Below are 13673 nucleotides of genomic sequence, written 5' to 3' on the forward strand. Positions count from 1 at the left end.
TTAAATTTAAGAAAATTGCCTATTGCCACACAGGGTATTAGTAACCATCTTTGTAGTGTAGCATTTCAATACAAATAAATCCTACTGATTTACCCCCTAAACATTATATATAAAAAGCTAAACCGCCCCCGAGTTTAGCTTTTTTTTATGCGATATGTTTTTTTAGATTTAGAACACCTTTATTATCAACAACAAAAAACAATTATAAAAATTAAGAAAATTGCTTATCGATACATTCAGTAATATTAACTATTATTGTAGTGTACTAATTTACACAAACTAATTATTCACATAAACTCCCCCGTTATGAGAAAAATATTATTTGGTTGTTGCCTTATACTTACAATCTTTAGTTATGGTCAAAACAATATCGAAATATCTCTACAACAAGATTTAAGACTATTCTTAGTTGGAGATCAAAAAGGAAATGCTCCTTTAACCACAAACATTTTATCTAAAATTGAAGTTCCTATTTACAAGCTTCAAAAAAGCCACTTAGCAACTTATATATCTCTAGAGTATGCCGACCTCATCGGAAAAAACTTCAAAAGATATGCTATAGGTGCTGGATATGTTGTTAAAAGCTTTTATAGAAAAATTGGTGCTGGTATCTATTTAGATTATGGAAAAATTTACAGACAAGAAGAAAGTTTTTCTAGCTTTAGCCTAAGTGGAGAACTTAATTTTAGAATAAACGATAAACTAAAATTTATTTGTACACAACAACTTACAAAAAGAAAAGATTTAAAAGTTTTATACAACTCTAAAAATGAATATGTTATAAGCGGTTTTATAGGTCTAAAATATGGTCTATAAATCAAAATCAGTTCTTATTTTTATAAAAATTAAGAAGATTGCTTACAGGGTCTTTCTACAACATTAACTATTTTTGTAGTGTACTAAATGCAAATAAAAAAAATACACATATCCCTAGTGTTATATAAAAAAGCTAAACTGCCCCCAGGTTTAGCTTTTTTTTATGCGAAATATTTAGAGAAATTTATAATTTTTTTAGCCAGAAGAAAAAGCTTTTTAGTTTAGTGTTTTAAGAGTATCTATTAGATTGTCAAAGTCTTTAGACTTATCAAAAAAAGCAAAAGCACCATAACTAAAACAAATTTGTTTTAGTTCTATACACGTAGTAAAAACATGAACTTTTATTGTAATCTATTTTTCTTTAAGCCATTTTAATAGCTCTATACAATTTCCATCTGGTAAACTCAAATCAAGTACAACTAATTTAAATTTAATTGTATTAAAAGTTAAAATTGCTTCTTGTAAAAATTCGGTTAAAAAACGTCTTTTATGCCACTAACTTCTTAACTGCATTAACAATTTTTTTCCTATAAAAAGGTTGTTCTCTACAATTAGTAAGTTGTTTAGTTCTGATTCCATCTGATTTTTAATTATAGGGGAGAAAATAAATAAACTGAATCATGAAGATAGGTTATTTTTATAGAGTTTCATATTACTGAAACAGCTATTCTAAAAGGAAAGAAAAAAAAGATATAAGTTAAATGAGAATGATCTTTTAGTTTACAATGTAGTTAACCCTTCTTGAATAGCATATTTTGTTAATTCAGAAATGGTATATACATCTATCTTTTTCATTATATTATTTCTATGAACATCAATAGTTTTTGAACTTAAAAACAAGATTTCTCCTATTTCTTTAGAAGAATTACCTTCTGCAATTAATTGTAAGACCTCTTTCTCTCTAAAGCTCAATTGTTTTTTCTCTAGATTTTCACTTTTATTTAGCGAAGCAATAATTTCTTGATTGATATCCTTTGACAAGTATTTTCTATTTTGCATTACTGTAATAATGGCTGCAATTAATTCTTCTGAATCTCCATCTTTTAACAAATATCCTAAAGCACCTGCTTTAAACATGCTTTGAATAAACTGTCTACCGGAGTGCATAGAGGCACCTATTATTTTTATATCTGGATGGTTCTTATGAATTTGACTCGCAGCTTCTATACCATTTAAACCAGCCATTGCTACATCCATAATAACAACATTTGGCAGCAGTTTTGAACATTTTTGTATAGCTTCCCTACCGTTAGAAGCTTCTCCAATTACATGCATATTAGCTTTTTGCTCTATAATATTCCTCAAACCATCTCGAAGTAATTTATGATCGTCAACTAATAATATTTTAATTTCTTCCATAGCTTGTTATTTAGATAAAGTAACAATAATTTTAGCAGTCGTTCCTGCATTTATTTCTAATAATATAGAAAACTCTTCTTAGATATAGTTAAGAGAATTAACCTCCTTTTATCTATTTTTTTTTAATACTGTAGAACGTAATATACAAAAAAAAAAAACAACATCCACAATATCCAATATTTGCAATAGGTATAATCATTTTTTTGTATTTTTGCAATAACTAAACCAACTTAAAAGTTTATTTTGCAATATAAAATAGCGTGTAACTATTTTTAAAAAATGAAAATTTTATGAAACTAAGAATTAGTACTAAAACACTATTAACTACATTTCTGACCCTAATAGTGCTTTTTTTTAGTATTAAAGTTAGTGCTCAATCGATAGCTCCAACAAACGGAGAAAGTACTATTTGTGGAGAATGTGCTCCTCCTGGTTGGACATTTCCTTCTGGGGCTACACCAGATGTATCTAACAGAACACAAGCTGGCGGTAATTTTAAAGCTCCCAGAACTGGAGGGAATTTGGGTTATAATGCTTTTTGGTCATCAAATGGTGTTACAAAAATAATATTGCCATCGCCCCCTACAGGACACACAACTTTTATTTCATTAAGAGATGTTGGTCCACAGTACAGCGAAGAATCTGTGCAAACAGTAATTACAGGTTTGCTGCCTAATAAATTGTACAGATTAACTATGTACACGATTTCTCCAAGAACAGACAATACTGGGCCAGATGGTTACTATTATGCTGGCACAAAAATGAATCAATTTGATTATAGCATTACTGCACAAGGAAATGAACAAGCAAGGCAAAGTTTAACTATTTTATCTGCTACCCAATGGAATGCTACTCAATTTATATTTAGAACACCAACTGTCTTAGATGGTCTAGGTAACGATTCTGTAACCTTAACATTATATCCTAAAAGAGATGGTAATTATTATAGACCTAATTATAATGGAGATACTAGTTCTGCTGCCTTAGAAGTTGTAGCTATTTCTATTGGTGGTACTGTAAATCCAATTGGTCGGTTAGATACAGATGGAGATGGTATTTATGATGATGAAGATATAGATGATGATAATGATGGAATTTTAGATACAGCCGAATACTCAGTAACTTTAGATTTTACTGCAGACGAGGATAGTGATGGTGTACCAAATTATTTAGATGTTAATGATAATAATGGCGGAGGAAGTATAGGTACAGATTACGCTGATTTAAATGGTGATGGAATTCCAGATGCTTATGATTTTGACCGTGATGGAATCCCAAATCATATAGATTTAGATTCGGATAATGATGGAATTTTAGATGTAGTAGAAGCACAAACACATATAACCACAAATTATATTACTCCTACAGGTTCTGTAGGAACTAATGGGTATTATGATGTTTTTGAAGTAAGTGCAGATTCTGGAATACCCAAATTTACACCAGAAAACACAGACGGAGATGCTTTTTCTTTATTTAAACCTGATTTTTTAGATATTGATGCAGATAATGATGGAATTCCAGATATCGTTGAAGCGCATTCTACTTCAGATTATAAAAACAGTTTACCAATAGGTGTTTTTGGCACTAATGGTGTAGATTCGAGATACGAAAATGTAGATACTTTTTCACCAACAGGTATTACAATTGTAGATACAGATTTAGATGCCATTCCAGATTATAGAGATTTAGATTCGGATAATGACGGAACTTCAGATTTACTAGAAAGTGGTTTAGGGAATACCTTAAGTGGAAATGATTCTGACGGTGATGGTTTAGACAATAATCAAGATAACACAGATTCTGCATTTACAAATGGCGTTTCTAATTACGATGCTACAAACGGATTGACAAATACAGAAACACAATTAGCCGAAACAGAAACTCCAAATGACGTAACAACTGGTGGTAATGTAGATTTTAGAGATGATGTAAACGGAATAGATACAGATGGAGATAAAGTTCCAGATGCTATAGATTTAGATGATGATAATGACGGAATTTTAGATACAAATGAATGTGTAAATCAAAATATTCCAGAGACCTATGCAGATAATGTTGTACTAGATTCATCTGTTCGTAACCAAGATAACGCAATAGGTAACACACCTAATACATCTGCCGATTTTAATAGTATTAATGATGTACTTGGACTTAGATTAGGAACGAACCCAATTAGCTCTGGAACAACATTACTGCTTAGAATAAGTAAAAACAAGAAGAAGACTAAAATATTTAGAATACAACAAGCAGATGCAAATGGCAGTCCTTCAGGATCAGCTAATAATTCAAACGAGCTACTTATTACCGCAACAACAACACCAACCAATTACAATTACACTTTAAATGCTAATACTCAATATTTAAGAATAAGTATGCAAACAAAAGATGGTAAGGGGTATGCTCAATTTCATATGGTTACCATACCTGGTTCAACAGGTTGTCTTGATTTTGACACAGACGGAGATGGTATTGTTAATCGTTTAGATATTGATTCAGATAATGATGGTATTATAGACAACGTAGAAGCACAAACAACTGCGGGTTATATTGCACCTAATACTGATTCTTATGCAATTTATGCAGCTAACAATGGTATAAACTCTGCATATTTAACAGGATTAACTCCTGTAAACACAGATAAAGGAGCTTCTTTTACAAACAAAGATAACAAACCAGATTATTTAGACATCGATTCAGATAACGATGGTATTCCAGATAATATAGAAGCACAAACAACAACAGGTTATGTAAATTTTGTTGCAGTAACTGGTTCAGATAAAAATGGCTTAAGTAGTGCTTATGATTTTTCAGACAATTTTACAGCCGTTGGGTTATCAAATACATTAGTAAATATTGATGGTGATGTAGAGACAGATTATAGAGACCCAGATTCTGATGGTGATGGCACATTAGATAGTGCAGAAGGATTAAGTTCTATAACTACTGGTTCTTTTGGTACAGATACAGATGGTGATGGTTTAGATGATATTTACGAACATGGCTCTACAAATGATGGTTTTGTAGTAAATGACGGAATTACAAACCCAAAGGGATCAGGTTTAATAGATGCTGATGCTGATGCTCTTACTGGTGGAGATGTTGATTATAGGGATGCATTAGCAGGAACTGATACAGATGGTGACGGCATTATAGATTCTATAGATATTGACGATGACAATGATGGTATTTTAGATTCAGTGGAAGGTGCTGCTTGTGGAACGAGTAGTTCTCCAACTCTTTTTACTGGAGGGCTAGCGACTCAAAGCTCTACGGGGTATGGAGGAAATGCGACAAGAGCAAACGACGGAAACACAAGTGGTGTTTGGAATAATAATTCCGTTACCCATACAAATAGTGAAGCCAACCCATGGTGGTTGTTAGATATGGAATCTGAAAAATTAATTGATAATATTACTATTTGGAATAGAACAGATTGTTGTTCTGAACGTCTGAATAATTTTGTTTTAGAAATTTTAGATACTAATTTAACAGTTGTTAGCACCTACAATCATGTTGAAAGTGTAAATACCAGTGTTAATGTTTCTGGTATAAATGTAACTGGAAGATATGTTCGGGTCAGATTAGAAACTACTAATTTTTTAAGTCTTGCAGAAGTTCAAGTCTATACTTTATCAGCATCTAACTGTGACTTCGATGGTGACGGTATACCGAACTCAAAAGATTTAGATTCAGACGGTGATGGAATTTTAGACATTATAGAATCACAACCAGCAACAGGTGCAAAGACTTTATCGGGTAATGATGCTGATAATGACGGGTTAGATGATAATTTTGACGCTACACCAACACAAGGGGCTTCTGGTTCAAGCGGTACTACTCCAGTTGTTACAACAGCTACAGATACAACACCTGATTATTTAGATATTGATGCTGATGACGATGGAATTCCTGATAATATAGAAGCACAATCTACGCAAGGTTATATTGTACCAACAGGAAATGTCGGTTTAAATGGCGTAGATGCTGCCTATGAAAATAACGACACTTTTAATCCGACAGGATTAACAACTCCAAATACAGACACAACATTAAATAATAATCCAGATACCATTCCAGATTATAGAGATATAGATGCTGATGGTGACGGAACATTAGACAATGTCGAAGGATTAAACCCTATTCCGGCAGGAACTTTAGGAACAGATACAGATGGCGACGGTTTAGATGATCTATATGAAAATGGATCAAACAATGATGGCCCCATTGCAAACGACGGAATTACAAACCCTTCAACCACATTATTAGATGCAGATAATGACGGAGGCTCTACAGGAGATGTAGATTATAGAGACATTAGCGTTATTTTAGATAATGACAACGATGGCGTTATAGATTCTGTAGACTTAGATGATGATAATGATGGTATTTTAGATTCTGTTGAAGGAAATGGAGATACTGATGGAGATGGTATTAAAGATTCATTTGATATAGATTCAGATAATGATGGTATTCCAGACAATATAGAAGCACAATCAACTATAGGGTATATTGCACCTAATACAGATTTACCGGCAACATACACTACTAACAACGGTGTAAATTCAGCATATCTAGGTGGATTAACTCCTAGAAACACAGATGCAATCACTCAAAATGGCGCAACAGATAATTTACCTGATTATTTAGATACAGATTCAGATAATGATGGTAAACTGGACCGTTTAGAAGCGGGTTTTGGTTCGGCTGCAAGTGGAAATGATGCAGACAACGATGGGTTAGATGATCTTTTTGAACATGGTTCTACAACAGATGGCTTTGTAGTAAATGACGGAATAAATACACCTATTTCTAGTTTACCAGATGAAGATACAGATGCAGCAGTTGCAGGTTCAAATACTCCATCTGCTAATTATAACGATGTAGATTATAGAGATATTGATGATGACAGATCTGCTACAATAACTGCTGGTCATGTTTTATGGCTGCGTTCAGATCTAGGCTTAATTGGTACAACAAAAGTTACAAGCTGGAATGATCAAGCAGGAACTCCACAAAACGCAACCCCAAACAATGAACCAACAATAAAAACAAGTGGATTAAACTTTAATCCTACAGTAGTTTTAAATGGAGCCAATCAAAACTTACAAATTCCAACCGGAATTTTCGGAAACACAGCGACAAATGCCTATTCTTCTGTTTGGATTTATGGTGTAAGTAAAAGAACTACCAGTACACATGATGATGATGATGATGATGCATATCTTTTTTCTCATGATGTAGATGGTTCTAATGTAATGTCTCTAAGAGCACCAAGTAAAGCTTCTAACCTTAGTTTTAATCCAGGAACTGGAGGAAACACGTTAACTTCAGCTTGGGGTAGCACAAATAATACGTTTAATTTATGGAATGCAGGATTTGATAATGGTGCAACTCAACCTTCAGGAGCAAGAACTGTTATTTATAGAGATGGCCGTAGGTTAGCTACAAATACAACAACTGGCCGTTTTGGTGGAGATAATGGAATTGCATATATTGGTAGAAATGGCAATAATTATATGAATGGAGAAATTGCCGAGTTAATGGTATACACAAGTGTACCAACACCAGCAGAGCAACAACAAATACAGTCATATTTAGCTATTAAGTATGGAATTACGTTAGATAATATAATTGATACAGACGGAACCATAACAGAAGGTGATTACACATTGTTAGATGGCACAAAAGTTTGGAATAAAACAGTAAACAATACATATCATAACGATGTTGCTGGTATTGGTAGAGAAGACGGAATGTTATTATCTCAAAAACAATCTAAATCTATCAATAGCGATGGTGTTATTACTATTGGCATCAATAGTATTGCAGCAAGTAATAAGCTTAATACAGGGGTAATAGCGGCTAACAAATCCTTTTTAATGTGGGGTAATAACGATAGTCCATTAACAAATACAAATACAAGTACACTTCTTTGTTCTAATGAAAAACAATTAGATAGAGTTTGGAAAGTTGTTGAAACTGGTACTATTAGTAGTGTACAAATAGCAATTACAAGAGCAACTGTCGGTACTTTTAATTTTGATAATGTTTTAAACGCTATAAATACAATTAAGGTTTTAAAAGTCGCTGATGATGCTAACTTTACCATCAATGTAAAATACTTAAAATTAACGGCAGTAAATATTAATGGCACAGATCACTATGTAGCTAATTACGATTTTAATGGTACTAAATACTTTACCTATTCAGAAATAAATGGTATTTTCTGGAACGGTGATTCAAATGCTTGGACAGGTGGATCAAACCCATTAAATGCTGCTCCAAGTGAACTGTTAACAGATGCATCTAAAGTGTTAGTTATTGATGCAGAAACCACCGGTAGAAACGCAATTATGACAAATAGTGCTACAGTTGGCTGTGTGTGGGTAAAAGCAAATTCTAAATTGGTGGTTAACAATAATAAATTTTTGAAATTTGGCGGAAAACTAATTTTAGATGGAGAGATTCGATTAATCGGTGACGCACAACTTGTACAAACTCATACAGGTGTTTCTAATGTACAAGGAAACGGAAAATTATACAGAGATCAAAAATCGTATTTACCAAATGTATATCGTTATAACTATTGGACGTCTCCGGTAGTAAAAACATTAGGAAATATTAATTTTAAAGTTGGTGAAGTAATGTATGATGGAACTACTCCTACTTCAGAAAAATCAACAGCAAAAAATATTATATTTAAACCATACACACAGTTTAGTGATTTAAATGGAGAGAAAACTGATCCTATAAAAATTGCTAGTTATTGGATATACTCTTATTTTGATAGTAATGGAGACAGAGGTGGCTGGGTGCAAAAAGGGCACACCAATAATATAAATGTTGCTGAAGGATATATTATGAAAAGTACTGGTAGAGTGCCACAAAACTATACGTTTATTGGTACGCCAAATGATGGTACGTATACAAAAACTGTTGGAGCTGGTACAGCTTCTTTAGTTGGTAACCCATACCCAAGTGTTTTAGATAGTCAAAAGTTTATTCAAGATAATAGCGCTGTTATAGATGGAACTTTATATTTTTGGGAACACAAAGGAGAAAGTACAACTACTAGTCAGGTTGAAGGTCATGGTAAATATGGATATATAGGTGGGTACTCTCAACGTAATGAAATAATGGGAGTTGCTGCGAATTCCATAACAGCTGGTACTGCTGGTCTTGGAGAATACACCTATACCGCCCCTCTACAATATATTGCAGTTGGTCAAGGTTTCTTTATCTCTGCCCCTTCTAATAAAGGGGGGACTTTTAGTTTTAAAAATTCACAAAGAGCAGCTAGTGCTAATAATATCTTTTTTAAAGGACAGACCGAAAAACCACTTCCTAATTTTAAATTAGGATTTGAGTATACCAATACTACAAATACGCAAATACATAGGCAATTAGGAATAAATTTTAAAGCTGGAAATACATTTAGTTACGAAAGTGGATTTGATAGTCAAATATTTGATTTACAAAAGACTGATGTGTATTGGGATTTTCCAGAAACAGAAACCAATTTAATTATTGCTGGTGTAGGAGAATTAAGTGCGCAATTACAAGTCCCATTAGGAGTTGTAATTGATACTGATAAACCTGTTACTTTAATGGTTGATGAAAAAGAAAATATGACAGATTATACTATCTATTTGGTAGATTTATTAACTGGTCAAATCTTTAATTTAGACAATCCAAAAGTTTTAAATTTAGCAAAAGGTACTTATAACGATAGGTTTATTTTAATCTTTGGTGGTAAAGCTTTAGGAGTGGATGATCAAGCTCTTTTAAATAAAGTAACTGTTTATTCAGATAATGAAAACAAGGAGTTGGTAATTAAAAACAACAACAATCAAGGTATTCATAAAATTGAGTTGTATAATTTATTAGGTCAAAAAGTATCAGCTTGGAAAAATATTGAAACTAAATTTGAAAATAGATTTTCTACTAGAAATTTAGCGTCATCAATTTATATTGTAAAAGTATTTACAGACAAAGGGATTTCCTCTAAGAAAGTAAGTGTTACTAATTAAAAATTAAAAGAGCTCCTTAATTAAGGAGCTCTTTTAATTTTAAAACAGTTGTATCAATTTCTTTTTTTGTGTTGTTTTTACTAAACGAAAACCGAACAGATATCTTATCTGCTTCCGCTTCATCTAACAGTTCATCTAAAACATGAGAACCTTTATTGCTCCCACTTTGGCATGCGCTTCCGCCAGAAACTGCAATTCCGTTTAAATCTAAAGTAAACAACAACATGTCGTTTGCTATTGCAAAACGAACATTTAAAATGGTATAACTACTTTTATCAATGTATTCTGAATTTCCGTTAAAAGCAACATTTTTAAAGTTTCTTTTTAATTCAGAAATAAAATAACTCTTTAATTCTGATAAATAATTCGTGTCTTTATCAATAGTAGAAATGGCAATTGCTAATGCTTTTTCCATTCCTAAAATACTGTGTACATTTTCTGTGCTAGAACGTGCTCCTTTTTCTTGATCTCCACCGTGCAACATAGGCTGAATTCCAAATCCTTTTTTGAAGTACGCAAATCCAACACCTTTTGGCCCATGAAATTTATGCGCACTTGCAGCAATAAAATCTATCGGCGTTTTTTGTAAATCTATTTGATAATGTCCAATTGCCTGCACAGTATCGGAATGAAATAAAGCAGTGTGCTTTTTACAAATTTCAGAAACCTTGTTTAACGGTAATAAATTTCCGATTTCATTATTTACATACATTAAACTCACCAAACACTTATGGGTTTTGTTTAACTCTAAAAGTCTATCTAAATGTTCTAAATCTACAACACCTTTTTCATCAATATCTACATAAACAATTTCTGTTTGATGTGTCTTCTTTAAAAAATTACAGGTATGTAAAACGGCATGATGTTCTATTTTAGAAGTGATGATTACTTCTACACCTAAATTAACAACTGCATTTTGCAGAATTAAATTATCCGCTTCGGTTCCGCCAGCTGTAAAAATGATTTCGCTTGCGGTTACATTAAAATGCTTGGCAATATTTTTTCTGGCAGTTTCTACAGATGATTTTGCTTTACGTCCAAATTGATGTGTAGAAGATGGATTTCCGTTGTTATGCAGCATCGACTGAACCATAACATCAATCACTTCTTTATCTATTGGCGTTGTGGCCGCGTTATCTAAATAGATTTTGTTCATGCTACAAAAGTAGGAATTTAATTAGGTTTCTGAAAAATAGCTACTTCGGTGGCTCCTAAGCCATATTTTTGATACGAAGCATCGTAATATTCAACTGGATATTTTTTAAATAGATACACCAATTCTGCTTTTAAAACACCTTCTCCAACTCCGTGGATAAAAATAATTTTAGAAATTCTTTTTTGAATGGCGTATTCTAACTTTCTTTTCGCGGTTTCTAACTGAATCGTTAGCATATCGTAATTATCGAGTCCGTTTGTAGAATTTACCAATTGATTGATATGTAAATCAACTTCAAAAACGACTTCATTTTTTGCTTTTGAAAAGTTCAGAGTATTCTTTTTTTGTTTTTCAGCAATTTTATCTTGTAAAAACTGATTGTTGATGTCGCTATATGTTGTCATTTCGTGTTGATTTTCATCAAGCTTTACAAGTTCAGATGGCAAATAACTAAAGAGCATTCCAGTATCATCTTCAATAAAAACATTTAAACCATTAATACTTGTTATTGTGCCTTTAACAACATCATCTAGAACAGCAACAAAATCTCCAACAACAAAATTCATTTCTATAATTTTAAAAAAATCTATTTATTTTACTGCAAAAATAAATAGATCCTTTTGATTGGTGCTTAAAAAGTTGAAATATTACATTTAAACTTTAATATTCTTATCATAAGGAATTCTTTTTAGAATATAATTGATAGAATTAATTCTTGCTTCGGTTTTTTTATTTGCTCTTATAATTTTCCAAGGAGAAATTTCTCTGTTTGTTTTTTCGAACATGGCTTTTTTATAGGTTGTATAATCGTCCCATAACTCTTGTGCTTTTTCGTCTACAGGTGTCATTTTCCATTGTTTTAATGGATCGTTTTTTATTTCATTAAACCGTTTTGCTTGTTCTTTTTTAGAAATAGACATGTACAATTTTACCATATGAATTCCAGATTCTAAAATCATTTGCTCAAAACCATTTACCTGACTCATAAAAATTTCGTGTTCTTCTTGGGTGCAAAATCCATTTACAGGCTCTACTACTGCCCTATTGTACCAGCTTCTATCAAAAAAAACAATTTCTCCTGCTTTTGGAAATTGATTTACATAACGCTGAAAATACCATTGGGTTTTTTCTTCTTCAGTTGGTCTTGGCAAAGCAACTTTCTTTAAATGACGGGGATTTATTTTTTCTGTGATTCTTCTAATTGCACCACCTTTTCCTGCGGCATCTCTTCCTTCAAAAATAATAATTACGCGTTCGTTATTGTTAATTACCCAAGATTGTAATTTGACCAATTCTACTTGTAATTTTTTTAATTTTCGCTCGTAATCTATATATCTAACAGCTCTTTCTAAATTGATGGGATCTTTAGACAACATCGCTAGCAATCCTTTTTTAGAATTTAATTTGATTACGTCTTCTTCTGTTATTTCAGTTTTTTTTACATCCATCTTTAAAAATCTAATTGTTTTGATGATCTATAATAACGCATAATAATGTTTGGATCTGGAAATAACGTGGTCAATGCTTCCTCTTTTCCTGGATAATCAAACTGAGACAATACATAACGCATAGATTCTAATCGTGCCGTTTTTTTATCGTTTGCTTTTACAATAATCCAAGGACAATATGTTGTATGCGTTTTGCTAAACATTTGTTCTTTATAATAGGTGTAAGAATCCCACAATTCTTGCCCTTTTTCATCAACAGGACTAAATTTCCATCTTTTTAAAGGGTTTTTTAAACGAGCATTAAAACGCGCTTTTTGAACATCTTTAGAAATTGAATACCAAAACTTAATAATTATAATTCCATCTTCATATAACATGTGCTCAAAATCTGGCACTTGCAACATAAATCTATTGTATTGTTCTTTTGTGCAAAAACCCATAACAGGCTCTACTACTGCTCTATTATACCAACTTCTATCAAAGAAAACCATTTCTCCAGGATTAGAAAGTTCTTTGATATATCTTCTAAAATACCATTGTCCCTTTTCTATTTCTGTTGGTTTTGTTAAGGCCACTAAATTTGTAGAACGCGGACTTAAATGCTCTGTAAAGCGTCTAATATTCCCCCCTTTTCCTGCGGCGTCTCTTCCTTCAAATAAAATAATCAACCGTTTGTTTTCTTTAGAAATATAACGTTGTAATTTTACCAATTCTATTTGTAAATTCCGTAACTCTTCTTCATATAAAAATGTTTTTTCTATTTTTTGATAAGGAGTTTTTTTCTCTTTTATTTTATGTAATAATTCGTCTCTAGAACTTATGTTTTTTAGTTCTTCGAGAGTAAATAAATCGTTTTTACTCATA

7 protein-coding genes are annotated in these 13673 nt (G+C 32.1%); 2 read left to right on the top strand and 5 right to left on the bottom strand.

Translation table 11 applies throughout. The features are described from left to right. Positions 1-306: 306 nt before the first annotated feature. Positions 307-816: a hypothetical protein gene (locus KCTC32516_RS10740; RefSeq protein ID WP_301400442.1), complete on the top strand. Its 510-nt coding sequence runs from the start codon at positions 307-309 to the stop codon at positions 814-816. 720 nt (positions 817-1536) lie between these two features. Here the strand turns inward: KCTC32516_RS10740 and KCTC32516_RS10745 are convergent. Beyond that, a complete protein-coding gene (locus KCTC32516_RS10745) occupies positions 1537-2175 on the bottom strand; it encodes a response regulator (RefSeq protein ID WP_301400443.1) in 639 nt (212 codons plus the stop codon). Positions 2176-2465: 290 nt separating this feature from the next. Here KCTC32516_RS10745 and KCTC32516_RS10750 point away from each other — a divergent pair, with 290 nt between their 5' ends. After that, complete coding sequence (locus KCTC32516_RS10750) at positions 2466-10205, top strand: DUF8202 domain-containing protein (protein ID WP_301400444.1); 7740 nt, start codon at positions 2466-2468, stop codon at positions 10203-10205. Between the two features lie 16 nt (positions 10206-10221). On the opposite strand, the gene KCTC32516_RS10755 is transcribed toward KCTC32516_RS10750, so the two are convergent. The 4 genes from KCTC32516_RS10755 to ppk2 (KCTC32516_RS10770) all read right to left on the bottom strand — a co-directional run bounded on the left by KCTC32516_RS10755 (position 10222) and on the right by ppk2 (KCTC32516_RS10770) (position 13672). After that, positions 10222-11361, bottom strand: a complete 1140-nt coding sequence (locus KCTC32516_RS10755; RefSeq protein ID WP_301400446.1) for a cysteine desulfurase family protein — start codon at positions 11359-11361, stop codon at positions 10222-10224. A gap of 17 nt (positions 11362-11378) precedes the next feature. Next, positions 11379-11927: a DUF8465 domain-containing protein gene (locus KCTC32516_RS10760; RefSeq protein WP_301400447.1), complete on the bottom strand. Its 549-nt coding sequence runs from the start codon at positions 11925-11927 to the stop codon at positions 11379-11381. A gap of 87 nt (positions 11928-12014) precedes the next feature. Beyond that, a complete protein-coding gene (gene ppk2, locus KCTC32516_RS10765) occupies positions 12015-12809 on the bottom strand; it encodes a polyphosphate kinase 2 (RefSeq protein WP_301400448.1) in 795 nt (264 codons plus the stop codon). 2 nt (positions 12810-12811) lie between these two features. Next, the gene (gene ppk2, locus KCTC32516_RS10770) at positions 12812-13672 is read right to left on the bottom strand and encodes a polyphosphate kinase 2 (RefSeq protein WP_301400449.1); all 861 of its coding nucleotides are present in this window, start codon (positions 13670-13672) and stop codon (positions 12812-12814) included. Position 13673 lies beyond the last annotated feature (1 nt).

This window comes from Polaribacter huanghezhanensis, assembly GCF_030444335.1.
GTDB classification, from domain to species: Bacteria; Bacteroidota; Bacteroidia; order Flavobacteriales; family Flavobacteriaceae; genus Polaribacter; species Polaribacter huanghezhanensis.

Coding starts and splice junctions, on each gene's coding strand:
- KCTC32516_RS10740 (WP_301400442.1), top strand. CDS start 307: ATGAGAAAAATATTATTTGGTTGTTGCCTTATACTTACAATCTTTAGT.
- KCTC32516_RS10760 (WP_301400447.1), bottom strand. CDS start 11,927: ATGAATTTTGTTGTTGGAGATTTTGTTGCTGTTCTAGATGATGTTGTT.
- ppk2 (WP_301400448.1), bottom strand. CDS start 12,809: ATGGATGTAAAAAAAACTGAAATAACAGAAGAAGACGTAATCAAATTA.
- KCTC32516_RS10755 (WP_301400446.1), bottom strand. CDS start 11,361: ATGAACAAAATCTATTTAGATAACGCGGCCACAACGCCAATAGATAAA.
- KCTC32516_RS10745 (WP_301400443.1), bottom strand. CDS start 2,175: ATGGAAGAAATTAAAATATTATTAGTTGACGATCATAAATTACTTCGA.
- KCTC32516_RS10750 (WP_301400444.1), top strand. CDS start 2,466: ATGAAACTAAGAATTAGTACTAAAACACTATTAACTACATTTCTGACC.
- ppk2 (WP_301400449.1), bottom strand. CDS start 13,672: ATGAGTAAAAACGATTTATTTACTCTCGAAGAACTAAAAAACATAAGT.